Consider the following 24,372-nt stretch of genomic DNA (forward strand, 5'->3'; position numbering starts at 1 on the left):
ATCTTTCGATTCAAAATTCATACAGTCGTTTGAATCGTGAGGGCACACGATGAAAAAAAAACAGGCGTTTGTCAATTTGTTTCTTGTTGGAGGGGCGCAAAAGATACCAAACTGCCGGGGGCGCCAGAGGATTATTCTGTCAGATTTCTTTTAATTCAGTGGAGTACACTCCACACTGTAGAAAAAACGGGAACTTCATCACGCAAATTTCATATTTGTTTACAGTTGTCACCCGTCGTGCCGGCAAAACAGCTTGATTGGCCGACAAACATACTTTAACTTCGATCTACGACTTTGGTCCACAATAATAAAGCAGCAATACGGAGATCCATCCGATGAAAGACACTCGCTTGCGGGTTCGCTCCCTTATAGCCGCACTTATTCTGCTCGCGTTTACCTCGCTGGGAGCCCGCGCTCAGGAAGCTAACGGCGGATTCCTCTCCGATTTGCACGAATTCCGTGTCAGTAATTACATGGCTCTGGACGCATACTATCGATTCAGCGCCAGCGGCGACACCAACACCCTTAATGAGATCGTGGCGGGCATCAATTCAGCCAATGACGCCATGAACACCATCGCCGGCAGCAAAAGCGGTGTTTTGTCGGCAGATCAGATCGAGGGTCTCAACCAGGAGTTCGACAAGTTCAAGGGCCTGATGCGGGAGAATATAAATGATGTCCGCAAAACCGGGTATCCGGATCTGCGCCTCGTCTCGGACATGGCCAACCAGGCCCTGAGCATGAACAAAAAAGCTACGGACCTATACCAGACGGCCCAGGAGAGCTCGCAGACTGACACCAGCCCAAGGGTTGAGGCAGCGCGATCGGCAGCGGTCAAAATGGCCCAGATGATGGCCAAGTACTCAGTGCGAACCAACTCTTCTGTAGCTCAGACCTTCCAGGGTTCCTCTACTGAGAAACCGCTGGATGAGCAAGCCAGGGAGTTCGATCAGCTTCTGGCAGAGGTTCGCAAGGGGAACACCGGGAGTGAGCTTAAGTCCGTGCTCGAAGATGTATCTTCGAAATGGGAATTTATCCGGAGCTCCTACATAAATTACAATGAAAAGAACGTTGGTTTCGTAATCGATCGTTATTCCAAGGGTATTCTCAAAGGCCTGGCAACTGCCATGGAGTTGCTGGAAGGTACCGCCTGACTTTCCCACCAAAATACTCTGGCGGCCGTAATTGCCCGCCAGAGCTCAGATTTTCCTCTGACTTTATTGATGCCCGTCAGTTTCCAGGTACACTTTCCGGAAGTCATTTGGGGTACTATTCTGAATTAAACCCCGCGTACGAAGGAGTGAAGCGATGTCCGCCTACAAGAAAATGCTTGTTGCCATCGACCTGACCGAAGAAGCACCTCAGGTATTAACCAAGGCAAAAGCTATGAGCGATGCTCATGGTGCAGAATTGATGTTGGTCCATGTAGTCGAGCCAGTGGGTTATGCCTATGGCGGAGACATCCCCATGGATCTGACGGAATTGCAGGATCAGCTCGACAAGGCAGCTCACGAGCAACTGGAAGGATACGGCGACGAGTACGGCGTCGCCAAAACCAATCAGATCGTGACCGTAGGCCGTCCGGAATCGGAAATTCACCGGCTTGCCAAGGAGCAGAATGTGGACCTGGTAATTGTCGGCAGCCATGGCCGCAAAGGCTTTCAGTTACTTCTTGGCTCCACCGCCAATGGTGTGCTGCACGGGACCGAATGTGACGTTCTGGCCGTGCGAATAAACTGATCCGGAAAGCTCAGAAAGGCCGGAGACTAAAAAACTCGCCGGCCTTTCTATCCAGATATTGATCCGGGCTTCAGTGCCCTTCACCTTCCATTTTCGCCTCAAGCTTCCTGAGCTGGCTTTCCAGAGAAAAACTGACACTGGAGGCCATTGAAAAGAAGTTGAGTAGCGCCTTCAGATTGCTATCACCCTCACACACCGAATGAATCCGTTGCCACAAAGCCTGGTTCACCAATTGAAGGCGCTTATTCCGCTCAACCAACCCAGTAAGGTTCCAGTCAGGTTCCTGATGACCTCGCTTGGCAAAGTACTGCTGTAGCAGGTAATGGGAAACAGTGCGCATGATAAACTCATCTGTATTAGCAAATGGCAGATGATGAACCGCCATCGGCTTTAACTCCGCCAGAACCGGACAGCCACTGGTAGCCATCTTAAGCCCGAGCAGCGACCTCAAGGCTTCTTCAAGAGCGGTCTGCTTAACATAACTCCGCCGGTCATCCTTTACCGTTACGTCCACCTTCTGATAGGCGTCATCCGACTGGAAGGCTTCAACCACCGGCAGGATTTCGATTGCTGCCGGACAGTAATCTCCAGCGCTGGCTTTGAGGGGACAGTTGGAGCACTGACAATGGTCCAGCTGCACCCATGAGGGCATGTTGCCTTTCGGCGCCCGCGGCTGATCTGTAACCTTGAACTCAACGTTACGACCGTCCTGGAATCTGAAATTGTAATTTACGTTCATTGATTCGCCTGTTCCTCCAGCTCCATCCACCGCTCAATAACCTTCTCCAGACGGGCTTCCGTGTCCGCCAATTCATCCAGAGTGGCCGAGACTTCGTCCGGTGGGCCTGAATAAAAGTCCTCAGAAGAGATTTTACTCTGCAGTCTTTCGACATCCTGCTCCAAAGCGTCGATTTTCCCAGGTAATTCTTCCAGCTCAAGTTTAAGCTTATAACTGAGCTTTGCTGGCTTCGATTTTGTCGACTCGGCCACAGGTTTTGAAGATGATTCGGGCTTTTTTTCCGGCGCAGAGGATTTTGTTCGTTTGTCCTGCTTATCCGGCCGGTTTCCGCTCGCTTCAGACGGAAAGCTGCCACCCTGGCGCCGCCAGTCACTGTACCCGCCGACATATTCACGTGCCTGTCCGGACCCATCCAGGAATATCGTTTCTGTAACGACATTATCCAGGAATTCACGGTCGTGACTGATCACGATCACCGTTCCCTTGAACTCCGCCAACTGTTCTTCCAGCAACTCAAGAGTTTCTACGTCAAGATCGTTGGTGGGCTCGTCCAGAACCAGAATGTTTGCGGGCTTGCTGAACAGCTTGGCCAAAAGGAGCCGCGCCCTTTCGCCACCGGAAAATACCCTGACCGGTGAGCGTGCGCGCTCAGGGGTGAACAGGAACTCCTGAAGATAGCCCAGCACGTGCTTACTCTGGCCGTTGATCTCGATGAACTCTCGCCCTTCTGAGAGATTGTCGAGGGCATTTTTCGTCAGGTCCAGCTCGCCACGGAGCTGATCAAAGTACGCAACCTCAAGGTTAGTCCCCAGACGAACAGAACCTTCCGTCGCTTCCAGATCACCGAGCAGAAGGCGAACCAGCGTGGTTTTTCCAGTTCCGTTTTCACCCACCAGACCAATCTTGTCGCCACGAAGGACCGTCAGATTCAATCCGCGAATGATCTCGGCACTATTCGGATAACCAAACCCGGCATCCCGTGTTTCTACCACCAGCTTCCCGGAGCGTGCCGCATCCTCAACGGCAAAAGTAGCCGTGCCACCGCGAACTCTGCGCTGGCGATGTTCCTCGCGCATGGCCTTGAGCGCGCGGACGCGACCCATGTTCCGCGTTCTGCGAGCCTTGATTCCCTGGCGAATCCAGGCTTCCTCTTGTTTCAGCCGCTTATCGAAGAGTGCATTCTGCCTCTCTTCTTCTTCCAGCGCCTTCTCCTTGAGGTCCAGATAGCGATCATACGTGGCGGCGAAGCTCACGAGCTTTCCACGGTCGAGCTCAACAATTCGGGTTGCCATGCTTCTTATGAAAGCCCTGTCGTGGCTTACAAACAACATTGCGCCCCGAAACTGTCCCAGTGCTTCCTCAAGCCAGGCTATTGCCGGAACGTCCAGATGGTTCGTCGGCTCATCCAGCAGAAGAATGTCAGGCTCCCCGACCAGAGCTCGAGCCAGAAGAACCCTCCGTTGCCACCCACCGGACAGTGTGTCCAGACGACGATCGGGGTCTATTCCGTACTGACCAAGGATGGTGCTGACTTTCTGATCAAGTCGCCAGCCATCCAGCGCCTCCAGTCGCTCCTGAACCTTCATCATGCGCTCAAGACTCGCTTCATCTGCCTGCAAGGATAACTGGTGAAACTCCGCCAGCAGCTTCCCGGTTTCAGGGAAGGCCCCGGACACCACTTCATAAGCCGTCCGCATATCCTCTGACGGTAAATTCTGGGGCAGGACGGCAAGCACAGCACCGTCATCGAGACGAACCTGGCCCCCGTCGGGTGTCACCTCGCCACTGACGATTTTCAGCAGGGTGGACTTCCCTTCACCATTCCTCCCCAGAAGACACACTCGCTCACCAGCTTCAATAACTAAAGAAGCCTCATCGAGCAATGGGTGCATTCCAAAGGAAAGGGAAACGGCATCAAGTGTTAACAGTGGCACGTTAGGTTCTACTCCGTAGTAATGATTACGACAGGGTCACCAACCTTTATTCTGCCGAGTGATTCGTGAATGGCGTTCATTCCAAATATCACGCCATCTTCGGTGCGTCGGTAACCTGCCAGTGTTTTCAATGGCTGTACAGAGGCATCCTTCGTTCCCGCATCCGGGTCGACGGTGGTCATTACACACCGGGAACAGGGCTTTACCAGACTCAATCGCGCATTTCCGATGGTCAGCTCCTGCCAATGATCCTCTGCCCAGGGCCTGGCACCATCAACCACTATATTCGGCCGGAAACGGCGCATTTCCACCGGTGAGCGCAATCGTTCGTTCAACTCGTTAAGGGAGGCGATATTCGTTACCAGTAGCGGAAAGCCGTCAGCAAAACTCACACGGCGCATATCCTGCACCCTTGCAGCATCTACTCGACGAAACGAAGCATCGGGCATATAAACGAACCTGAACCTGCTTCCGCAATAACGACTCAGGGCCTCATTGGCAGCGAGCTCTCCAACAAAAGACTCGGCCCAGTCACGCCAAACCTGAACACGCAATGCCTCCCCGGTCGCTCTGAGCGTAAACCGCCCTTCTCCCGGGATATCCACCTCTACCCTGTCGCCAACAAACCTCGTTCCAATTCTGGCTAGCTCAGGATTCCCTCGCTGGGTAACGAAATGGCGATCGTCATCAATGATCATCCACCGCCGGTCTCCCGATGGGCCAAAATCGTCTAACTCAAATCCCTGGACGGCAATGCCTGCCAGAGATTTGACCGGATAGATCCAGAGTGAATGAACATTCATACCGGCAGCGCCTCCCGAACCGAATTCGTCTATCGACAAAGGCCGCTGATTATAACTGACCTGGCATTGCAGCGCCGTGTTTGTGATCACCAGAAATGAAAAAACCCGGCCTCTTTCGAGGCCGGGTTTTAAAATCTGGAGCGGGAAACGAGATTCGAACTCGCGACCCCAACCTTGGCAAGGTTGTGCTCTACCAACTGAGCTATTCCCGCAATGTTGTTCGGTTGATGCCGACAACGGAGGCGTATTCTACGGATACGACGCTTTCCGTCAACCACTTTTTAAAAGTTTTTGCGGTTCGGTCAGAACTTACAGGAGATCGCCTGCCAACCAGGCAAATCATAGGGCTAGCTGCACCCTGTCAGCCCTGGTCACCCGCCCTGTCTGCATGAGCAGCAACAGTTCTGTTGTTGCAGTTGAGAAATCCGGAGCTGTGGAGCCATTCCTGATCCGGGTAGTATTTGAAGACCAGCTGCCCACCCTTCAGATTATCAACCACCTGCTTGATGACGTCATTATCCACTGCAGGACAACCGTGGCTGCGACCGATTCTGCCGTATTTACTCACCCAGCTTTCGTCCACGTAATCCGCACCATGGATGACAATAGCCCTTTGGCGCGCATGATCATTGATCCCTGGCTCCAGACCATCCAGCCTCAAGGCATACCCGTGCTTCCCGTAATAGGATTCCCTGGCCTGGAAAAGCCCGATACTGGATTGATGGCTGCCTTCAACATTAGAGAAAGAAGTTGACCGGAAATTACCTGAATTTTCGCCATGGGCGACAAGGTCTTTCAAAAGCAGTTCGCCCTTTTCAAGGTCGAATATCCACATCCGCTTTTCCCTGGATGGCTTCGAAAAATCAATGACTGCAAGCCTCTCAGGCATATCGATGCCGTTGGATACTGCGCAGCGCGAGGCGGCAAAGGCAGACTCGAGCACGGTTTTGTCAAGCATGGGAGCCGCGCTGGACAGACGGACCAGCAGTTTGTCGTCCATAGCGGCACCGAATGATGGCAACGAAATACTCGCAAAGAACACCACCAAGACTCCTGGCCAAATGCACCGCCCCAAAATGAACATTCATCTTCTCCAATAACCATGCATTAGGGACTGCGGCCAACGCACCCCCAGGAAATTCACTGTCGCGCATTCTATCAGGCAAAAGTGGGAAACCCGTCAAAATGTACATTATTTATACAAAAATGTAAGACGTCAGCCATCAACGCAAAGCCAGGCGCTCCCCGAAGACGAGGCCATAGTGTGCTTGAGACGATCCCGGTGACCGCAATTGCTCACCAGTTCGACTAACTTGAGGTGAGCTTGATGTCACGCCCTACTGACCAAAGCGACGACCACTCCTGAGATAGGTTTCTTCATCCGGTGAGGACTTGCGACCGATGGCCTTGTTTCGATGGGGAAAACGACCAAACCGTTGAATAATATCCCGATGGTCCCGTGCCGATTGCACAAAACTTCCCATGAAATCCCGGAGAATTCCGGATGTAGACGTCACGATTTGCTCATAGCATTCCACCGAAAGGTTCTGATCCTCAAGCCGTTCTGAGTGTTGCAGTGGCATGTAGAGGAACGCACGCATCAAAGCAGGCAAAGCCATATCCTGCCCTTTATTCATCGCCTGTCGGCAGAGTTTGCGCGCCAATACATCATGATCAAAAGCCATTGAACTGCCCCGAAAGATATTCCTGGAGAACTGATCAAGCAGGATAATTTCAGCCAGTATCCCGCCAGGTTCACGTCGCCAGTGCTCAAGCCCCTGCTCTGAGGCAAAAAGAACCATCGAAAGAAATCGACGGCGGATTTCCTGATCGAACTTCCGATCCGAGCGAAACCAGCGACTGCGATGAAAGCGGTCGGGCAGGCCCGATTCATCAAGTTCTCCAAACCAGAAATCCAGAATCTCTTTCCAATCGAACATTCACTAACACCCTGTTATTTTAAACGTCAGTACACTCTGTCATTTGATGGTCTGTGCAGGTTTACGACAGGCCACATAAAAATGCCTACTCAGGAGGGCTGATGAACCACCGCATTATTCTGTTGGCACACGGTAGCAGTGACAAGCGCTGGTGCGAGACTTTCGAAGGTCTTGCCGCCCCAACCCTCAGCGCCGTTCCGCATTCACAAGTCGCCTATATGGAACTGGCCGAGCCGTCACTCGAAGATACAGTAGCCGACGGTGTTTCTGCCGGAGTGCGTGAGTTCACGGTTGTTCCGCTCTTTCTCGCGGCCGGGCGCCACCTTCGCAAGGACGTTCCAGCCATGATTGCGTCTCTGGAACAGACTCACAACGTCAAGATAGTGCTGGCACCACCAATCGGGGAAAACCCGCTACTTGGTCAGGCCATCAAGGATGTCGTTGTCCATCAACTGGAAAGCTCTGATGCCTGAACAAAGCAGTGCTACCTTGACTGTAGCTGCCAGGGAATCGGACTCAGAAGGAAGGATGTTATGACTAAACAGCTACTGATCACCGGCGGAACAGGGTTCATCGGACAGGTCCTGTGCAGGGATTTGTTGTCCAAGGGGTATCAACTGACAGTTTTCAGCCGTCAACCAGTTGAAAACGTGCGCGCCTTCTGCGGTCGTGTAGAAGTAGTCCCTGATCTGAATCAACTCCGGGCCCATCCTGGCTTTGACGCGGTCATCAACCTTGCCGGTGAAGGCATTGCGGAAAAACGTTGGTCTGAGCAACGCAAACAGGACCTCAGGGATAGCCGAATCGGGGTAACGGAAACACTGGTCGACGTCATTCGAAGCTGGGCAAAGCCACCGGAAGTCATAGTGTCCGGCTCAGCGGTAGGCTTCTATGGAGACCAGGGGGCCTCAGTGGTTACTGAAGAAACCAAGCCCCGGGATGAATTCACCCATCGCCTCTGCCGCGACTGGGAAAATGCAGCACTGCGTCTGGCGGATGATGGCGTGCGGGTATGCCTTTCCCGAACCGGTGTGGTTGTTGGTCCCGGAGGTGGTTTCCTCTCGCGGATGCTCCTGCCCTTCAAGTTGGGTCTGGGGGGCAGGCTCGGCGACGGCCGTCAATACATGCCATGGGTCCACCGTGAAGATGTGGTGAATGCATTGGTCTGGATGCTGGAACAGAGCGATGCCAGTGGGCCGTTCAACGTTGTCAGCCCGAACCCTGCCACTAATACCGAATTTACGCGGTGCCTGGGCAAGGTGCTTCATCGTCCGACGCTGTTCCCTGCGCCCGCACCGGTGCTCAAACTCGCTTTGGGCGAGATGGCAGGACTGCTTCTTACCGGCCAGCAGGCTGTTCCCGATAAACTGAACAAAGCCGGTTTCCAGTTCAGTTTTCCGGAACTTGAGCAGGCGCTCGTTAATGCAGTTCATCCGCGCCCACGCTCATGATGGGCGTGCTTGCAAGGGCAATTCCCAGCGTCATCCCAAGCGTCTGCGGTTTCGGTTTTTTTTATAAAAGGCGTTGACACCCCGGGATGGCTTACTTAATATACGCGCCACCTCGACGAGGCAAGGTTTTGAAAACGTTGCGTCCCCTTCGTCTAGTGGCCTAGGACTCCGCCCTTTCACGGCGGCAACAGGGGTTCGAACCCCCTAGGGGACGCCATTTCACTTCCTAAAATGGCTGCTCATTCCGGAACAGTCAGACGGGCTTTCCGCCATGCTTACCGTCTTTCGGTTTATGGTGTCCGTGAGACTTCTGGTCCTTGACCACGAAGATTCCAACTCCGACGAAAAAGCCGACCATCAGCAATACGGTAACAATACCTGCAATAACAACAGCATCCATATACATTTTAACTCTCCTTCCAGCGACTTACTTAACTGCCTTCAGACTACGACGCCTGTACCCGTCGGGCATTGATCTACATCAACCACCTGATCACCCCTGTCATAGCCAAAAATACTGAACCCGAACACATTTCTCTCTAGTTTTCCTGCATTTGCAAGACACCCAAAAGAAACTACTGCTATAGTCGGTTAGTAACGAATTCTCAGCTCCTCTTCACTGGCCAGGGTGGCAGAACTCTACGTCATGCCAAAGTTGTCGACGCGTCTCCAACGTTTTCGAAAAGGGTCTCCGCTTTCATTCCGGCTGTTGGCCTGGATACTCCTGTTCAGCTCTGCATTTACACTGATCGCATCGGCTATCCAGATCTATTCTGATTACCGCAAGGATCTCTCCCAGATCGACAATCGCATGGCGGTGGTGGAATCAGGCTACTCGTCCAGTCTCGCGCGAAGTCTCTGGGCGCTGGATCAAAAGCTCCTGCAAACACAGATGGAAGGTATCCTGAGCCTGCCCGACATCGTTCATCTTCGATTGCGAATTGAGCCTGATTCCGAACTCGTAATGGGAGACATACCCCGGGGCGCACAGACCACTTCCCACAGCTTCAACCTGGTTCACCAGGGCGACGAAATGTTCAAGCTTGGCGAGCTCACTGTAACTGCGGATCTCGATCGCGTTTACGAAGAGATGAAACGAAAGGTTGGAATCATCCTGGCAACTCAGTTTCTGAAAACCTTTTTCGTCTCAATACTGATCATCTGGATTTTCCAGTACTTTGTCACCCGCCACCTAACGACGATGGCCAATTATGCTCGGGATTTTTCCCTGAAAAATCTCTCTCGCCCCCTTGAACTGGAACGCCCGGATACACCCGGAAACCGGAGGGACGAGCTTGGCAGGGTGACTGACGCGATTAATCAGATGCGGGAAAGACTTAATGAGGATGTTGCCCGGCAGGAACGGGATGCGGCAGAGATTCGAAAATTCTCGAAAGCGATTGAACAAAGCCCCTCTTCGGTTCTGATCTGCGATCGACAGTGGCGAATTGAGTTTGCCAACCATAAGTTCACCCAGCTCACGGGCTACGACGCGAAGTCCATTCTCGGCAAGCATCCGGGCTCCCTCGGGGAGAACGATATTGAAAACCGGGATGGGCGACATCTCTGGCAGTCCATCCGCCTTCAAGTCCAGCGGGTCGGTGTCTGGCAAGGAGAAGTTAACAGTATCCGCCAGAACGGCGAACGGTTCTGGGAACAACTGATTGTCACCCCTATTAAGGACGGATCAAGCGATACCACTGGCTATCTGATCCTGGGTGAGGACATCAGTATCCGCAAGCGTTACGAACAGCAACTACTGCGCCAGGCGAACTATGACATTCTAACCGGCCTGCCAAATCGCATGCTCGCCCTGGACCGGCTCAAGCTGGCGCTGGCACAGGCGCGCAGGGAGAACACTCTGGTCGGCGTCATGTTCCTGGATCTGGACAATTTCAAGCATATTAACGATACGCTGGGTCACGATGCCGGCGACAACCTGCTCATTGAGGCCTCACGCCGGATTTCCAGTTGCCTGAGGGGAACTAGCACTGTGGCGCGCCTTGGCGGTGACGAATTTCTCGTGATCCTGCCAGGCCTGACTGGCCCGGATTCTTCCTCCCAGGTGGCGGACCGGATCCTGAAAACCTTTGAGCCCCCCTATATTCTGAATGGTCAGGAAGTATTTGTTACGACGAGTATCGGAATAGCCATCTTTCCGACCGATTCTGACAACAGCGGGACCCTGCTCCAGCATGCCGATGCCGCCATGTACCAGGCCAAGCACAAGGGCAAGAGTGCATTTGCTCACTTTGCCCCTGAAATGACTGAGATTTCGCACGAACGGCTACAAATGGAATCCCGTATGAGACGGGCTCTTGAGCTGGAGGAATTCGAGCTCTACTTCCAGCCCATCGTTCATGCGGATTCCGGCAATCTTTGCTCGGTCGAGGCGCTGTTACGCTGGAATAATCCGTCCATGGGCATGGTCATGCCCGACCGGTTTATTCCTCTTGCAGAGGAAACCGGGCTCATTATCCCGATTGGCGAGTGGGTACTTGAAGAGGCCTGCAGGGCAGCCGTTGGGTGGAAAGAGGTCATAGGGGGAGATGTCGCCATATCAGTGAATGTGTCACCCAGACAATTCCGTGACCCTGGATTCACCGAGGTCGTCATGCGCGCCTTGTCAGCCAGCGGTCTGGCCGCCGATCAGCTTGAACTGGAAATTACCGAACGGCTGATACTGGATAATTCTATTGAGACAGCTGAAATTCTGCGCCAACTGGATCGGGCCGGCATCCGGCTTTCCGTGGACGATTTCGGCACCGGCTACTCTGCACTCAGTTACCTTAAAAGCTACCCCTTCGATACTCTGAAAATTGACAAGTCGTTCGTTCAGGATGTCATGAAAGAACCCGAAGACGCCTCACTGGTGCGTGCGATCATCAATATGGCACATAGCCTCGGTCTGAATGTGATTGCCGAAGGCGTTGAAGAAGAGTCGCAGACCCACTTCCTCCAACAGGAAGGCTGCGATTTCTGCCAGGGCTACTTCTACAGCCGCCCGCTGCCAGCTAAAGACTTCGAAATATGGCTCAAAACCAACCAGCGTGTACAAGTCTGACGTTCCAGGATCACCTATAACATGGAAGACACCATACTTGTCGTTAACTGCGGTAGCTCATCACTCAAACTGGCTCTCTTTGACGGTCAGCATCGCAGAAAGGCGTCCGGGATCGCGGAAGGCCTCCTTGGCGATGAATCCTTTGCACAGATAAATGGCAAGGATGAGAAGATCGAGCTTGCTCCCGGAGCATCCCACGCGGAAGCTCTGGAGGCTCTGGTCTCCGCGTTCCGTCGCCTGGGCCTGATGCCATCAGACCCTTTCGCGATCGGTCATCGCGTGGTTCATGGCGGCGAGGCCTTCCACAAAGCGACATTGATTGATGACTCGGCACTGAGCTCCATCGAAGCCTGTGCCGGGCTCGCTCCCTTGCACAACCCGATAAACCTATCGGGAATTAACGCAAGCCGCGAGCTTTTCCCCGCCGTACCCCAGATTGCGGTTTTTGATACCGCATTCCATCAAACCCTGCCTCAAAAAGCCTATCTCTATGCGCTTCCCGGAGCCTGGTACCGTGACTGGAATGTGAGAAGATATGGCTTCCACGGCACCAGCCATTATTTCATGGTTATGGAAGCAGCCCGGTTGTTGTCCCGCACGCCGGCGACCACTTCGATTATTTCCGCACACCTTGGCAATGGCTGCAGTATTGCCGCCATCCGTGACGGTATCAGCGTTGACACAAGTATGGGGCTTACGCCACTGGAGGGACTCGTTATGGGCACCCGAAGCGGCGACGTTGATCCCGGGATTTTTGATTTTCTGAGCACACAGGGCGTGTCTGCCGATGAGGTCCACAACGCCCTCAATCATCAAAGCGGACTACTGGGAATTTCCGGACAAACCAATGACATGCGTTCACTCTGTGAGCTGGCTGATCATGGCCACAAGCCCTCCGCCCTGGCCATCGATATTTTCTGCTTCCGGCTGGCGAAATATGTGGGAGCGATGATGGCCTCCCTCTCCCGGCTCGATGCACTGGTGTTTACCGGTGGTATCGGGGAGAACAGTGCCCGGGTTCGTCAGAAAACAATTGAGCACCTTCACCTCATGGGTTTTGAGCTAAATACCGGATTCAACGAATTGGATGGCCAACACATGAATGGCCATATTGAAAGCACCGGCTCCCGCTTCCCGATCCTTGTGATCCCGACCGATGAAGAGCTTGTGATCGCAAGGGAAGCCTCAAGACTTGCAGACACCCCGGAAACGGCGTGACCACATCGTAAATCCAGGAACTCTGCTATGGCCAAAAGTCTCTTTATTGCACCAACGTCCATGGATTCCGGGCTCACCTCGGTCTGCCTCGGGCTGTTGCGCGCCCTTGAGCGTGAGGGCGTCAGTGTTGGTTTTTACAAACCTTTCTATCAGCCCGTACACCACACCAAATCGTTCCATACCGCGGGCAAGGACTCGTCGGTGGCGTTCGTCCGCTCGCGCAGCCATCTGGAGCCGCCCACTCCCATAGCACTGCGAGAGGCTCAGCAGCTACTGAACCGTGGAAAATCCGGCCTGCTGATGGAGAACGTGGTTGGCGAATACCAGAAAGTGGCTAAAGACGTGGATGTGGTTGTTATTGAAGGACTGGTCCCTGACCGCAGCGAAGCTTACATTGCCCGCCTGAATGTCGAGGTTGCCCGAAACCTCGGCTCCGAGGTCATTCTCGTGAGCCCACCAAAGATGCGCCCGGCCAGCGAAGTGGACGAGGAACTCGATTTCTCTTCAAGGCTCTTTGCCAGTCCTTCAGATCCCGATGTCATTGCCGTCATTCTGAACAAAGTAGGTGAACCCGAAAGATCCGGGCTGTCGCTACAGAGCAGCTCGGAGACGGCTCAATTCACGACTGATTACCGCAACGACTGCAAGGTCTTCAGCGAAAACCGCTTCCACCTGCTGGCTGAAATCCCATGGCAACCAGACATGCTGGCACCAAGGGTTTCGGACATTGCCCGAGAGCTGGATATTGAGGTACTTCATGAGGGCGAGATGCTGAACCGCCGGGTTCAGAGAGTTTCAGTCTGTGCCCGAACCATCCGGAACATGATCGAAACACTAAAACCAGGCACGCTGATGGTCACACCGGGGGACCGGGAGGACATCATCGTGACCACTGCCCTTGCAGCTCTGAATGGTGTCCCACTGGCCGGATTGATGCTGACGGGTGGACTGACTCCCGATCCGATGGTCATTGAAATCTGCCGCCGGGCGCTGGACACCGGACTTCCGGTCCTGGCTTCTGAAAACAATACCTATGAAACGGCCCACATGCTGGCCAATCTGTCAGCGGCGATCCCCATTGATGATCCGGATCGCATTGAAAAGGCCATGGAAGCAGTAGCAACCCGAATCGACACGAACTGGCTTCAGGAACACCTTAAAGTCCAGCGCCAGAACCGGCTTTCTCCGCCGGCGTTTCGCTACCAGCTTTCGGAGCGGGCGCGCGCAGCCAACAAACGAATTGTACTTCCTGAGGGAAGTGAGCCACGAACCATTCACGCCGCCATCATCTGCCATCAACGGGGCCTTGCTCGTTGCGTACTGATTGGTGATCCCGGGGAGATTAACAGCGTTGCCAGATCCCGGGGACTCCAGCTGCCCGGAGATATTGAAATAATCAACCCGTCAGACGTTCGCCGGCAGTATATAGCTCCTATGGTGGAGCTGCGCAGGCACAAGGGACTGGCGCCGGATATGGCAGAAGCCATGCTTGAGGATAACGTTGTACTTGGAACAATGATGGTCGCAAGAGACGAGGCCGATGGCCTGGTTTCCGGCGCAATTCATACCACGGCCAACACAGTTCGCCCAGCCCTGCAGCTGATTAAAACCCATGATCAGGCCAAGGTAGTTTCCTCTGTCTTCTTCATGCTCTTGCCGCAGCAGGTGGTGGTATACGGCGATTGCGCGATCAATCCCGATCCGAATGCCGAGCAACTTGCCGATATTGCCATTCAGAGTGCCCAGTCAGCAGAAGCCTTCGGGATTGATCCGGTAGTGGCGATGTTAAGCTACAGTACCGGCGAATCCGGAACCGGGCAGGACGTGGATAAGGTTCGGGAAGCAACCCGCATTGCCAGAGAGAGGCGCCCGGACCTTCTGATTGACGGCCCCCTTCAATACGACGCCGCAGCTATCGAAAGCGTCGCAAAAAGTAAGGCACCAGACAGCAAGGTGGCAGGCAAAGCAACCGTATTCGTATTCCCCGACCTCAACACCGGCAACACAACCTACAAAGCAGTGCAGCGGAGCGCCAACGTGGTCAGCATCGGGCCCATGTTGCAGGGCCTGAGAAAGCCGGTGAATGACCTTTCCCGGGGAGCATCAGTAGAGGATATTGTGTTTACGATCGCGCTGACAGCCGTTCAGGCAAAGCAGGTACAAGATGCGGGGCTGGCCTGAGCCAGCGCCCTTTTACCGGGTGGGAAATTAGCGCTTGAGGCTTTTCTGCCGGGTTTTCTTCACCTTCCGACCTTTCTTAAGGTCATTATCCTTCTTTACCTTCTGACGCGGGGTCAGACGGTCAACCTTCGTGGCAAACGGGTTCTCGCTTGATTTGAACTCGAAGCGGATCGGAGAACCAGTCACATTCAAAACCTTACGGAATGTGTTTTCCAGATAACGCTTGTAGGAACCCGGTAGTGAGTCAACCTGGTTGCCATGCACCACAATCACGGGAGGATTGGAGCCGCCCTGATGGGCATAGCGCAGCTTGATTCTGCGACCATGGACCATCGGTGGCTGGTGCTGTGCAATCGCGTCCTGGAGGATGGCTGTCAGGCGATTCGTCGGCCACTTTGCCATGGCTGACTCGTAGCACGCCCGCACCGACTCATACATTACGCCCACACCGGAGCCATGAAGCGCCGAGATGTAGTGTTTGTCGGCGTAGTCCAGGAAATCCAGACGACGTCTCACCTGTTCTTTCACCCGAGTGCGCTCTTCCGGATCCATGCCGTCCCATTTATTGACGGCAACAACCAGTGATCGACCGGCATCAAGAACAAAACCGATAAGATGGAGATCCTGGTCTACCAACCCATCCCGGGCATCAATTACGAGGATGACCACGTGGGCATCATCAATCGCCTGTAGCGTCTTGATGATTGAAAACTTTTCGACCACTTCACGGACATTCTTCCGGCGCCGGACACCCGCTGTGTCGATCAACGTATACTGCTCGCCCTGACGCTCATAGGGAACATAGACGCTGTCACGGGTTGTCCCCGGCATGTCATAGACAACGACTCTGTCCTCGCCAAGCATACGGTTAACGAGTGTCGATTTGCCGACATTCGGACGGCCAACCACACCAATTCGAATTCCCGGGTATCTCTCCGCCCTGTCTTCCTCCTCGCGCTCCTCTTCAGATGGCAGCAATAGCTCCAGCATCGAGCGAATGCCGCGGTTATGAGACGCGGCGATGAGAAACGTGGAATCAAAGCCAAGGCTATAAAAATCAGAGGCAGCTATATCCGGATCCTGGCCATCGGTTTTATTGACCACGAGATGGGCCTGCTTACCCGACCGGCGTAACTGATCCGCAATCAACTCGTCACCAGCCGTCAGCCCTGAGCGACCATCCACGAGGAAGAGGACAATATCAGCCTCTTCTACCGCTTGCCGCGATTGCCGGGCCATCTCCGCATCCAGCCCTTCCTCGTCGCCGGTGAGGCCACCAGTGTCGATGGCGATGAAGCGCTGCCCCTCATATGTGCCCTCACCGTACTTACGGTCCCGGGTAAGGCCCGGAAAATCCGCGACCAGCGCATCCCGTGACCGGGTCATCTGGTTAAACAGCGTCGATTTGCCAACATTCGGCCGACCGACAAGGGCAATAACTGGGGTCATAATAGTTCGCTACGTAAAAAGGAAAACAGCCCGGTCTCATGGCCGGGCTGGAAGAACATTCAGTCGATTGGCTGGATTTTGAGAACCGCCATTCGTCCACTGTTGCCAAAAACGAGCAGGTTACCATTACTCAACCGCTGTGCCGGTACGCGTATACCCTCATCGTCGAATTCCAGCTGCCCCTGCAGGCTGCCGTCCTCACGCGAAAGAATATGCAGGTACCCTTCATAATCCCCGGTCACGAGATAGTCACTGAAGATCATCGGTTGTGTAAGCTGCCGCCAAGACAGACGATTCTGGGTCCAAAGCTCCCGGCGGTCAGAGCCACGCAGGGCGACCACATCACCATTGGCCGATGCCAGGTAAATATCGCCACCACCAATCATTGGTGAGTAGAGGCTGGATGCCTTGCGGCTCCAGATTTCCTGCCCTGTGCGGATATCGAGCAGTGCAAGTTTGCCGTGGTAACCCACAACCATCAAGGCAGACTCCAACACCAGGGGCTGCCCTGCAATATCCACCAGACGCTCAAGTTCGGTACGCCCCTGGGGCTGTCCAACTTCATATTGCCAAAGCGGCTGCCCAGACTCATTAGACAGCGCCATCAGTTTACCATTGGCAAACGATGCAATGACTACGTCTCCGCCCACAAGCGGAGCCGCGGCCGCACGCATGGACAAAACCGGAACAACGCCATCATACTGCCAGCGCTTTTCTCCACTCCGGGCGTCGAAAGCCAGAACACGACCATCCGTAGTCTGAGCAACAACCAGCTGACCATTGGATTGTGGCGCTGCCAGTGCTTCTGTGGGCAAGGGCGCGCGCCAAAGCTCACTGCCATCCTCACGAGAGAGCGCAAGTAAGTCTGCTTCCCGGGTCGCCAGGTAGAGTCTGTCTGCATCGCCACCCACACCGGCAAAAATCCGGTCGTTGAGCTCAGTTGCCCAGAGCACTTTCCCGTTTTCTGATTCAACGGCATACAGCTCACCGTCGACCGAAGCCGCATAAATCACATCACCGGTATTCAACGGTCCGAGATAAAGAAACTCACCATCATGGCCATCACCGACGGTCATGCTCCAGATCTGTTTAAATTCAACAGATTCATCAACATCCGGTAGAGGAGCCGGTTGCTCAAAGGTGTCGGTAGTACTGCAACCCGCAAGGCCAATAATGGTCAGAAAACCACCGATTAGCCCTGCGCGCAAAAGCCTGTTGCGAGAAATCCGCATCAGGCGTCCTCCCCAACACCGAGATCTGAAAGCTTCAACTCAAGGATACCGCTACGGCCTTGCTGCTGGCTCTGCTCGCGAGCTGCCAGATACGCCTCACGGGCGCCGTCCTGGTCACCCTTGGCCAGCAGTATGTCACCTTTCAACTCTGAAAAAACCGGATCAAAGGCGTCGGAATCCGATGCTTCATTGATGGTGGCAAGGGCCTCGTCGTAATTCCCGGAAGCAAACTGGGCTCGGGCCAGACGGTTGCGCACAACCAGCGCAAGAGCCTGATGTCCCGCCGCTTTGTCGAGCGCCCACTGCAGAGACTCGACGGCCCCCGCTGCGTCACCATCCGTCAGCTTCTGGCGAGCCAGAATCAGATTGCCATAAATGGCATAGGCGCTGTCTGTGTAATCTTCGCGGAGCGTCTTGGCCACAAATGTGACGGTTTCGCCGCTGGTTTCATCGGCCTGATTACTATATGCATTCAACAGGTTCGCAAATTGATTCGCCGCTTCCGCGCGCTGTTCCGCCTGATGGTTTTGCCAGGCCTGCCAGCCGAAAACAATCGCCAGGGCGGCACCGATACCGATCAGCAATGAGCTACCGTTATTTTTCCACCAGTCCTTGATCGCCTGGACCTGTTCCTCTTCGGTGCGCATCTCAGCCATGATGACTCCTGTAGTCGTGTTTTTGCTTTTGTTTAAGTTGGATTAGTTTTTAAGGGCTTCAGCCAGCACCGATGCCAGCTCATTCTGGGCCACTTCACGCTGGGATTCGTCTGACCGCAGCGGCTTGAGGCCCGCTGTCCCATTGGCTAGTTCGTTCTCGCCGAGGATAACGGCATAGCGCGCACCGCTCCGGTCGGCCTTCTTCATCTGACTCTTGAAGCTGCCACCACCGCAGTGGGACACCACAACACAACCCGACAAAGCCGACCGCAGGTTATCAGCGAGCGCAAGCGCTGGCGCCATGGCGCTGTCACCCATAGCAGTCACGTAGACATCGGCATTGTTGTTGACGTGTTCCGGAATGAGCTCAAGTGTTTCCAGCAACAGAATGAGGCGCTCGATGCCCATCGCAAAACCGACGGCGTGGGTCGGCTTTCCGCCCAACTGCTCCACCAGGCCATCGTAACGACCGCCCGCACAGACGGTACCCTGGGCACCAAGGCTGTCGGTGATCCATTCGAACACGGTTTTTCCATAGTAATCGAGACCCCGCACCAGCGCCGGGTTCACCGTATAGGCAATGCCCGCCGCATCCAGCAGCTTCCTGAGACGATCAAAGTGCGCTCTGGATTCATCGTCGAGATAGTCGTCCAGGCTGGGAGCATTTTCAAGGATCTTGCGTGTGGAAGGATCCTTGCTGTCGAGGATTCTTAACGGGTTGCTCTCCAGGCGCCGCTGGCTATCTGCATCCAAATCGGACTGATACTGCCCCAGATACTCAACCAGTGCCTGACGATAGGCCTTACGGGCTTCAGAGGTACCAATGGAGTTAATTTCGAGACGCGTGTGACCTTCAAGGCCAAGCTCTTTCCAGAGCCGCGCAGTGAGCATAAGCAGTTCGGCATCGATGTCCGGACCGGCCATGCCAAAACATTCCACACCAATCTGATGGAACTGACGGTAACGGCCTTTCTGCGGGCGTTCGTGGCGAAACATCGGGCCGGTATACCAAAGCCGGCGAGTCTGGTTGAACAGCAGGCCATGCTCTTCGGCAGCCCGAACACAGCCTGCAGTGCCTTCCGGTCTGAGGGTGAGACTATCGCCGTTACGGTCTTCGAAGGTGTACATTTCCTTCTCGACAATATCGGTTACTTCGCCGATGGATCGCTTGAACAGATCTGTCTGCTCAACAATGGGCATGCGAATTTCCTGGTAACCATATTGCGCCAGTACTTTCCGCACGGTGATTTCAACAAACTGCCAAACTGGCGTCTGTTCCGGCAGGATATCGTTCATCCCGCGAATTGCCTGAATCTTAGCCAAGTTAAACCCTTAAACGTCTATCTCAATAAGTCGATCGAAAAACCGGATGCCATCAGTTTTCGGAGCGGGCAATAATTGCGTCATCCTGCTCCTTGCGGCGAGCAACTTCATCCCGAATCAGGCGCTCCAGGTCGTCCGTCAACGTGGCGTTATCAAGTTTCTGATTTGGCTTTCCCGCCATGTAAAACAGATTTTTCGGGCTTCCGCCGGTAAGCCCGACATCGGCTACCTTGGCTTCTCCCGGACCATTGACCACGCAACCGATGATGGCGACATCCAATGAGGCATTGACGTCTTCAAGGCGGGCTTCCAGGTCATTCATGGTCTGGATAACATCGAAGTTCTGCCGTGAACAGCTCGGACAGGCGATGAAATTGATACCGCGGCTGCGCAGGCGCAGGCTCTTCAGTATGTCGTAACCAACCTTGACCTCCTGAACCGGATCCGCGGCCAGCGAAACACGAATGGTGTCACCTATCCCGTCCATCAGGAGCATGCCCAGACCGATGGAGGATTTCACCGTACCTGAACGGAACCCGCCCGCCTCGGTAATACCCAGGTGAAGCGGCTGTTCAATCTGCGACGCAATACTGCGGTACGCCGCCACCGTCATAAACACCTCTGAAGCCTTCAGACTCACCTTGAAATCAGGGAAATCGTGACGGTCGAGGATGTCGATGTGGCGCATGGCCGACTCAACGAGCGCGTCAGCTGTCGGCTCACCGTATTTCCGTTGTAAATCCTTCTCCAGGGAGCCGGCATTCACACCAATACGAATGGGAATGTTGCGATCCCTGGCAGCACTGATTACGGCACTGACCCGATCCTCCCGGCCGATATTGCCGGGATTGATACGCAGGCAGTCCACACCCAGTTCCGCAACACGCAGAGCAATCTTGTAATCAAAATGGATGTCTGCAACCAGAGGCAGGGAAACCTGCTGACGGATTTTGCCAAAGGCCTCGGCTGCATCCATATCCGGAACCGATACCCGTACAATATCTGCACCGGCTTCCTGCAGCGCGTTTATCTGGCCGACAGTAGCTGCCACATCGCAGGTGTTCGTATTGGTCATACTCTGAACCGCAATCGGAGCATCACCACCAACAGGTACATTGCCCACCATGATCTGGCGGGACTGGCGTCTTACGATCGGAGATTCCTGTTTCATGTCTTACAGACCAATATCAATAAAATCGTCAAAGTTTCAGATTGTCAGGGTAAATTCTGACCGGTTGTTTACAGCTGGATAATCGCCCATATCGAGAGCGTCTCCCTGGAAGCGGATAGAGCCAACAGCGTCTACTGCTCCAATCACGACCTTTAAAGGTGCCGCTCCGGAAACATCAACCTGATCTCCGCTGCGCTGGAGGGAGTTAACTAAACGGACCCCGGAAGCGTCACTGACCTGAACCCAGCAATCATCGGTGAACGTGATCTGCAAGCGTCCATCATCGGTCACTGCCGCAGTCTCAGCCGGGTCTGCCAGAACAGGTTCAGGTTCTTCAAATACCGGTTGGGCATCCACTGCCAGTTGCCCTGCATCCTCGGACATGGCTTCGTCCAAATCGTCACTACCCGACACCGGAGCCTCGACGGGGTTTTCCACGGCTTCGCCCACCGGTGCTGTCGCATCCAGTGCAGACACCGCCGTTTCTGACTCATCCACTGCCCGCTCTTCCGGCGCCGAAGTAGTCACAGTATTGCCAGCCTCTTCATTTTCCTGCGGCTGGGCAGACTCCTGAACACCTGTGGCACTGTCTTCAGAGGTGTTGCCGGGCAGTAAAAACGCAAAGGCCAGATACCCGGCCAGGACTAACGCGGCCAGAATGAGAAGCAGCTTGGCCACACGAAGCTTTCTGTGGCGACGGCGTTCGATATCCACGAGTGGATTCGCCTCTTGCTCCTGCTCCCGTTCCTGACGCAGCGGTTCCAGCTCCTTGTCCAGCTCGCTTATAACTGCATCGGCATCAAGCCCCACCTGCACTGCATAGGCCCTGACATAGCCTTTCAGAAAGAGCTCACTGTCTATCTTCGAATAATCACCACACTCAATGGCCTGAATCACCACAGGCCGTAAATGCTGTGCATCAGCGATATCAGCAGCACTGAGCCCTGACTTTTCTCGTGCGCGCTGCAGCTGTTGCCCAACGGCTTCGTTCATCTCTGGCTGAGGACTTTCATCATTGGCCATTAGAAATCAGCACCTTATATTGTTGGTATTCAACTGACTCCGGGTAGTTGTTCTTAAGCTGTAGACCCAGGCTTGCTTCCTGATCGCGGTTATTCAGATGGCGGGCAATTCGGATTCCGGTAATGAGACTCTCCGGCGAGTGTTGCAGACGATTATTTTTCTGCATGATCGAAATGAGCCGACCATAGTAAGCGGCAGCCGATTCATAGTTGCCCTGCTCAACAAGTACCCGTGATAAAGACAGCAAAGAACGTGCATCCCCCCGCGAGAGTTCAACCGCCCGGCGATAGGAGGTAGTAGCATTATCGAGTTCTCCCAGACGTTCCTGGGTCATCCCGAGGTTATAGAAAACGGAACCCCGATCCTTGTAGTCCGTATCCCGGGAGGCAGCCCGAAACTCGTCGCGGGAATCCTCAATCTTGCCCTGCCCGTAAAGAAACGCCCCATAGTATACCCGGGCACGGGTGTATCCGGGGTCAGCGGAAATGGCTCGGCTGAAGCTGGCGTCGGCCAGCTCCGCTTCACCCTCGGCGTTTAACACCAGGCCCATGGCGGCTCTCGCCGCCGGACTGTCCGGTGACAGTTCGAGCGCACGATCAAGGTGGTGCCTGGCTCTCTCAAGGTTTCCCTGACCAATATAGGCGGTCGCCAGTTGCACGTAATTATCAATCGCATCCTGCCGGTCTGCTTCCCGGGCGAAACGACTATCAGTCGTGGTTACGCAGCCTGTGACAAGCAATGCACCCAGCACCAGGGCCACAGCAGAAAAACGCCTGTTCGCTGTTCTATACGTCACAGTCTTGCATTCCTCGCATATACCGATTGAAGAGTTGGCCTCAGGGGTTAACCTGTTGAACATCGATGTAACGCTGGCTACGGCGGGTTCTGTCCTCAACCTTGCCAACCAGCTGACCGCAGGCGGCGTCAATATCGTCACCACGGGTAGTTCGAATCGTGGTTATGTAACCAGCTTCATTGAGCACCGTCTGAAATCGCCGGGTCGCATTCATGCTCGGCCGGCGGAAATCACTCTCCGGAAACGGATTGAACGGTATCAGATTGATCTTGCAGGGCAGGTCACGCAGCAGCGTGGCAAGCTCCCGTGCATGCTCCGGCTGATCATTCATTCCCTCAATCACTGTATACTCAATGGTCGCCTTACGTTTGTCCGGCAGGCGGGCAAAGTATCGCTTGGTAGCCGCAAGAAGTTCCGCAATCGGATACTTTTTATTGAGCGGCACCAGCTTGTTACGGAGTTCATCATTCGGGGCATGCAGGGAAATGGCCAGTGAAACATCGGTAACTTCCCCAAGGCGATCCATCGCCGGAACAACACCGGATGTGCTCAGAGTTACCCGACGCTTGGAAATACCATAGGCAAGATCTTCCATCATGAGGTTCATGGCGTCGACTACGTTGTCGAAGTTCAGCAACGGCTCACCCATGCCCATCATGACCACATTAGTAATAGGCCTGTCAGGGCCCGGCTCGAAAGGCATAAAGGCTTTACGCGCAACCCACACCTGGCCAATGACCTCCGCAGCAGTCAGGTTGCGGTTGAAGCCCCGCTTGCCAGTAGAACAGAACGTACAATCGAGACTGCAGCCGATCTGTGACGAAACGCAGAGGGTGCCACGTTCGCCATCCGGAATGAGGACCGTTTCGACGTTGTTGCCATTGTCCATGCGCATGACCCATTTACGGGTGCCATCCTTCGAGGTTTCGTCATACACCACTTCTGGACCGCGAATTTCAGCAACTGCTTTGAGTTTTTCCCGCAGGGCCTTACTCATATTGGTCATTTGATCGAAGTCATCGGCGCCACGCTGATGAATCCACTGCAATACCTGGGTGGCACGAAAACGCTTCTCCCCGAGGGATTCGAAGAAAGCCTCAAGTTTTGCTTTCGGCATCCCGAGAAGATTGGTTTTTTCAGCGGCCGCTGTCATTTCATAACCTCGATCAGATAACCAATACGGAGGCGATCAACGATCGCCTCCGATCAACGCAAATCAGCCGCGCGGGCAAATTTCGTTGTCATTAAAGAAATATGCAATCTCGCGCTCGGCAGAAGCCGCGGAATCTGAACCGTGGACGGCATTTGCATCAATTGAAGACGCGAAATCGGCGCGGATAGTACCTGCTTCGGCTTCTTTCGGGTTGGTTGCACCCATCAGGTCGCGGTTTTTAAGAATCGCGCCCTCGCCTTCCAGAACCTGAACAACAACCGGGCCAGAGGTCATGAAGGCAACCAGGTCGTTAAAGAACGGACGCTCTTTGTGCTCGGCGTAGAAGCCTTCTGCCTGCTCCTGGGTCAGGTGCATCATTTTGGCAGCAACAATGTTCAGACCAGCCTTTTCAAAGCGACTGTAGATTTCACCGATCACGTTCTTTGCTACCGCGTCGGGCTTGATAATCGAGAGCGTGCGCTCATTTGCCATGGTCTTT

General features: G+C 54.3%; 22 protein-coding genes and 2 tRNA genes. 8 read left to right on the top strand and 16 right to left on the bottom strand.

Annotated features, from left to right (window positions below; genetic code table 11):
• Positions 1-335 precede the first annotated feature (335 nt).
• Positions 336-1,154: a hypothetical protein gene (locus tag KFJ24_RS07155; RefSeq protein WP_250830383.1), complete on the top strand. Its 819-nt coding sequence runs from the start codon at positions 336-338 to the stop codon at positions 1,152-1,154.
• 154 nt (positions 1,155-1,308) lie between these two features.
• Positions 1,309-1,740 carry a universal stress protein gene (locus tag KFJ24_RS07160; protein WP_250830384.1) on the top strand — a complete coding sequence of 144 codons (432 nt, stop codon included), beginning with the start codon at positions 1,309-1,311 and terminating at the stop codon, positions 1,738-1,740.
• Positions 1,741-1,810: 70 nt separating this feature from the next.
• On the opposite strand, the gene KFJ24_RS07165 is transcribed toward KFJ24_RS07160, so the two are convergent.
• From KFJ24_RS07165 to KFJ24_RS07190, 6 genes are all read right to left on the bottom strand, one after another.
• Entirely contained in the window at positions 1,811-2,479 is a 669-nt protein-coding gene (locus tag KFJ24_RS07165) for a DUF6901 family protein (protein WP_250830385.1), read from the bottom strand.
• Complete coding sequence (locus tag KFJ24_RS07170) at positions 2,476-4,413, bottom strand: ATP-binding cassette domain-containing protein (protein WP_250830386.1); 1,938 nt, start codon at positions 4,411-4,413, stop codon at positions 2,476-2,478. The genes KFJ24_RS07165 and KFJ24_RS07170 overlap by 4 nt, the downstream gene beginning before the upstream one ends.
• 8 nt (positions 4,414-4,421) lie before the next feature.
• Positions 4,422-5,216, bottom strand: a complete 795-nt coding sequence (locus tag KFJ24_RS07175; RefSeq protein ID WP_250830387.1) for an MOSC domain-containing protein — start codon at positions 5,214-5,216, stop codon at positions 4,422-4,424.
• Positions 5,217-5,352: 136 nt separating this feature from the next.
• A tRNA-Gly gene (locus KFJ24_RS07180) sits at positions 5,353-5,428 on the bottom strand.
• A gap of 149 nt (positions 5,429-5,577) precedes the next feature.
• On the bottom strand, positions 5,578-6,300 hold the full coding sequence (locus KFJ24_RS07185) for a murein L,D-transpeptidase catalytic domain family protein (RefSeq protein ID WP_434968001.1): 723 nt from the start codon (positions 6,298-6,300) through the stop codon (positions 5,578-5,580).
• A 253-nt stretch (positions 6,301-6,553) separates the two neighbouring features.
• A complete protein-coding gene (locus KFJ24_RS07190; RefSeq protein WP_250830389.1) occupies positions 6,554-7,156 on the bottom strand; it encodes a DUF924 family protein in 603 nt (200 codons plus the stop codon).
• Positions 7,157-7,257: 101 nt separating this feature from the next.
• On the opposite strand from KFJ24_RS07190, the gene KFJ24_RS07195 reads away from it, so the two are divergent.
• The 3 genes from KFJ24_RS07195 to KFJ24_RS07205 all read left to right on the top strand — a co-directional run bounded on the left by KFJ24_RS07195 (position 7,258) and on the right by KFJ24_RS07205 (position 8,824).
• The gene (locus tag KFJ24_RS07195; RefSeq protein WP_250830390.1) at positions 7,258-7,629 is read left to right on the top strand and encodes a sirohydrochlorin chelatase; all 372 of its coding nucleotides are present in this window, start codon (positions 7,258-7,260) and stop codon (positions 7,627-7,629) included.
• A gap of 60 nt (positions 7,630-7,689) precedes the next feature.
• Positions 7,690-8,607, top strand: a complete 918-nt coding sequence (locus KFJ24_RS07200) for a TIGR01777 family oxidoreductase (RefSeq protein ID WP_250830391.1) — start codon at positions 7,690-7,692, stop codon at positions 8,605-8,607.
• Positions 8,608-8,748: 141 nt separating this feature from the next.
• Positions 8,749-8,824: transfer RNA gene (locus tag KFJ24_RS07205), tRNA-Glu, on the top strand.
• Positions 8,825-8,860: 36 nt separating this feature from the next.
• On the opposite strand, the gene ccoM is transcribed toward KFJ24_RS07205, so the two are convergent.
• The gene (gene ccoM, locus KFJ24_RS18280; protein WP_250830392.1) at positions 8,861-9,013 is read right to left on the bottom strand and encodes a cytochrome c oxidase subunit CcoM; all 153 of its coding nucleotides are present in this window, start codon (positions 9,011-9,013) and stop codon (positions 8,861-8,863) included.
• A 240-nt stretch (positions 9,014-9,253) separates the two neighbouring features.
• Here ccoM and KFJ24_RS07215 point away from each other — a divergent pair, with 240 nt between their 5' ends.
• Genes KFJ24_RS07215 through pta form a run of 3 tightly spaced genes read left to right on the top strand, consistent with a single transcriptional unit; the run spans position 9,254 to position 15,070 of the window.
• Positions 9,254-11,671, top strand: a complete 2,418-nt coding sequence (locus tag KFJ24_RS07215; protein WP_250830393.1) for a bifunctional diguanylate cyclase/phosphodiesterase — start codon at positions 9,254-9,256, stop codon at positions 11,669-11,671.
• A gap of 21 nt (positions 11,672-11,692) precedes the next feature.
• Positions 11,693-12,889, top strand: a complete 1,197-nt coding sequence (locus tag KFJ24_RS07220) for an acetate kinase (protein ID WP_250830394.1) — start codon at positions 11,693-11,695, stop codon at positions 12,887-12,889.
• Between the two features lie 27 nt (positions 12,890-12,916).
• On the top strand, positions 12,917-15,070 hold the full coding sequence (gene pta / locus KFJ24_RS07225; RefSeq protein ID WP_250830395.1) for a phosphate acetyltransferase: 2,154 nt from the start codon (positions 12,917-12,919) through the stop codon (positions 15,068-15,070).
• 27 nt (positions 15,071-15,097) lie between these two features.
• Here the strand turns inward: pta and der are convergent, their stop codons facing one another.
• The 9 genes from der to ndk form a co-directional block, all read right to left on the bottom strand.
• Positions 15,098-16,519, bottom strand: a complete 1,422-nt coding sequence (gene der, locus KFJ24_RS07230; RefSeq protein WP_250830396.1) for a ribosome biogenesis GTPase Der — start codon at positions 16,517-16,519, stop codon at positions 15,098-15,100.
• 59 nt (positions 16,520-16,578) lie between these two features.
• Positions 16,579-17,751 (bottom strand): outer membrane protein assembly factor BamB, encoded by a 1,173-nt coding sequence (gene bamB, locus KFJ24_RS07235; RefSeq protein WP_250830397.1) that lies wholly within the window; start codon positions 17,749-17,751, stop codon positions 16,579-16,581.
• Positions 17,751-18,407 carry a YfgM family protein gene (locus KFJ24_RS07240; RefSeq protein WP_250830398.1) on the bottom strand — a complete coding sequence of 219 codons (657 nt, stop codon included), beginning with the start codon at positions 18,405-18,407 and terminating at the stop codon, positions 17,751-17,753. The genes bamB and KFJ24_RS07240 overlap by 1 nt, the downstream gene beginning before the upstream one ends.
• 42 nt (positions 18,408-18,449) lie before the next feature.
• Entirely contained in the window at positions 18,450-19,730 is a 1,281-nt protein-coding gene (hisS, locus tag KFJ24_RS07245; RefSeq protein ID WP_250830399.1) for a histidine--tRNA ligase, read from the bottom strand.
• Between the two features lie 52 nt (positions 19,731-19,782).
• The gene (ispG, locus tag KFJ24_RS07250) at positions 19,783-20,901 is read right to left on the bottom strand and encodes a flavodoxin-dependent (E)-4-hydroxy-3-methylbut-2-enyl-diphosphate synthase (RefSeq protein ID WP_250830400.1); all 1,119 of its coding nucleotides are present in this window, start codon (positions 20,899-20,901) and stop codon (positions 19,783-19,785) included.
• A 36-nt stretch (positions 20,902-20,937) separates the two neighbouring features.
• On the bottom strand, positions 20,938-21,924 hold the full coding sequence (locus tag KFJ24_RS07255) for a RodZ domain-containing protein (protein ID WP_250830401.1): 987 nt from the start codon (positions 21,922-21,924) through the stop codon (positions 20,938-20,940).
• Positions 21,914-22,720 carry a type IV pilus biogenesis/stability protein PilW gene (gene pilW, locus KFJ24_RS07260; RefSeq protein WP_250830402.1) on the bottom strand — a complete coding sequence of 269 codons (807 nt, stop codon included), beginning with the start codon at positions 22,718-22,720 and terminating at the stop codon, positions 21,914-21,916. The genes KFJ24_RS07255 and pilW overlap by 11 nt, the downstream gene beginning before the upstream one ends.
• Positions 22,721-22,760: 40 nt before the next feature.
• A complete protein-coding gene (gene rlmN, locus KFJ24_RS07265; protein WP_250830406.1) occupies positions 22,761-23,873 on the bottom strand; it encodes a 23S rRNA (adenine(2503)-C(2))-methyltransferase RlmN in 1,113 nt (370 codons plus the stop codon).
• A gap of 63 nt (positions 23,874-23,936) precedes the next feature.
• The gene (gene ndk, locus KFJ24_RS07270) at positions 23,937-24,365 is read right to left on the bottom strand and encodes a nucleoside-diphosphate kinase (protein WP_070967734.1); all 429 of its coding nucleotides are present in this window, start codon (positions 24,363-24,365) and stop codon (positions 23,937-23,939) included.
• Positions 24,366-24,372 lie beyond the last annotated feature (7 nt).

Origin of the sequence: Marinobacter sediminum, from assembly GCF_023657445.1 — a bacterium.
GTDB lineage: Bacteria > Pseudomonadota > Gammaproteobacteria > Pseudomonadales > Oleiphilaceae > Marinobacter > Marinobacter sediminum_A.

Excerpts from the sequence above, each read along its gene's own strand:
- KFJ24_RS07240 (WP_250830398.1), bottom strand. The coding sequence starts at position 18,407 with ATGGCTGAGATGCGCACCGAAGAGGAACAGGTCCAGGCGATCAAGGAC.
- bamB (WP_250830397.1), bottom strand. The coding sequence starts at position 17,751 with ATGCGGATTTCTCGCAACAGGCTTTTGCGCGCAGGGCTAATCGGTGGT.
- KFJ24_RS07175 (WP_250830387.1), bottom strand. The coding sequence starts at position 5,216 with ATGAATGTTCATTCACTCTGGATCTATCCGGTCAAATCTCTGGCAGGC.
- KFJ24_RS07190 (WP_250830389.1), bottom strand. The coding sequence starts at position 7,156 with ATGTTCGATTGGAAAGAGATTCTGGATTTCTGGTTTGGAGAACTTGAT.
- ccoM (WP_250830392.1), bottom strand. The coding sequence starts at position 9,013 with ATGTATATGGATGCTGTTGTTATTGCAGGTATTGTTACCGTATTGCTG.
- KFJ24_RS07255 (WP_250830401.1), bottom strand. The coding sequence starts at position 21,924 with ATGGCCAATGATGAAAGTCCTCAGCCAGAGATGAACGAAGCCGTTGGG.
- KFJ24_RS07220 (WP_250830394.1), top strand. The coding sequence starts at position 11,693 with ATGGAAGACACCATACTTGTCGTTAACTGCGGTAGCTCATCACTCAAA.
- KFJ24_RS07185 (WP_434968001.1), bottom strand. The coding sequence starts at position 6,300 with ATGTTCATTTTGGGGCGGTGCATTTGGCCAGGAGTCTTGGTGGTGTTC.
- KFJ24_RS07195 (WP_250830390.1), top strand. The coding sequence starts at position 7,258 with ATGAACCACCGCATTATTCTGTTGGCACACGGTAGCAGTGACAAGCGC.
- KFJ24_RS07200 (WP_250830391.1), top strand. The coding sequence starts at position 7,690 with ATGACTAAACAGCTACTGATCACCGGCGGAACAGGGTTCATCGGACAG.
- ispG (WP_250830400.1), bottom strand. The coding sequence starts at position 20,901 with ATGAAACAGGAATCTCCGATCGTAAGACGCCAGTCCCGCCAGATCATG.
- KFJ24_RS07155 (WP_250830383.1), top strand. The coding sequence starts at position 336 with ATGAAAGACACTCGCTTGCGGGTTCGCTCCCTTATAGCCGCACTTATT.
- rlmN (WP_250830406.1), bottom strand. The coding sequence starts at position 23,873 with ATGACAGCGGCCGCTGAAAAAACCAATCTTCTCGGGATGCCGAAAGCA.
- pta (WP_250830395.1), top strand. The coding sequence starts at position 12,917 with ATGGCCAAAAGTCTCTTTATTGCACCAACGTCCATGGATTCCGGGCTC.
- KFJ24_RS07160 (WP_250830384.1), top strand. The coding sequence starts at position 1,309 with ATGTCCGCCTACAAGAAAATGCTTGTTGCCATCGACCTGACCGAAGAA.
- KFJ24_RS07165 (WP_250830385.1), bottom strand. The coding sequence starts at position 2,479 with ATGAACGTAAATTACAATTTCAGATTCCAGGACGGTCGTAACGTTGAG.
- der (WP_250830396.1), bottom strand. The coding sequence starts at position 16,519 with ATGACCCCAGTTATTGCCCTTGTCGGTCGGCCGAATGTTGGCAAATCG.
- KFJ24_RS07215 (WP_250830393.1), top strand. The coding sequence starts at position 9,254 with ATGCCAAAGTTGTCGACGCGTCTCCAACGTTTTCGAAAAGGGTCTCCG.
- ndk (WP_070967734.1), bottom strand. The coding sequence starts at position 24,365 with ATGGCAAATGAGCGCACGCTCTCGATTATCAAGCCCGACGCGGTAGCA.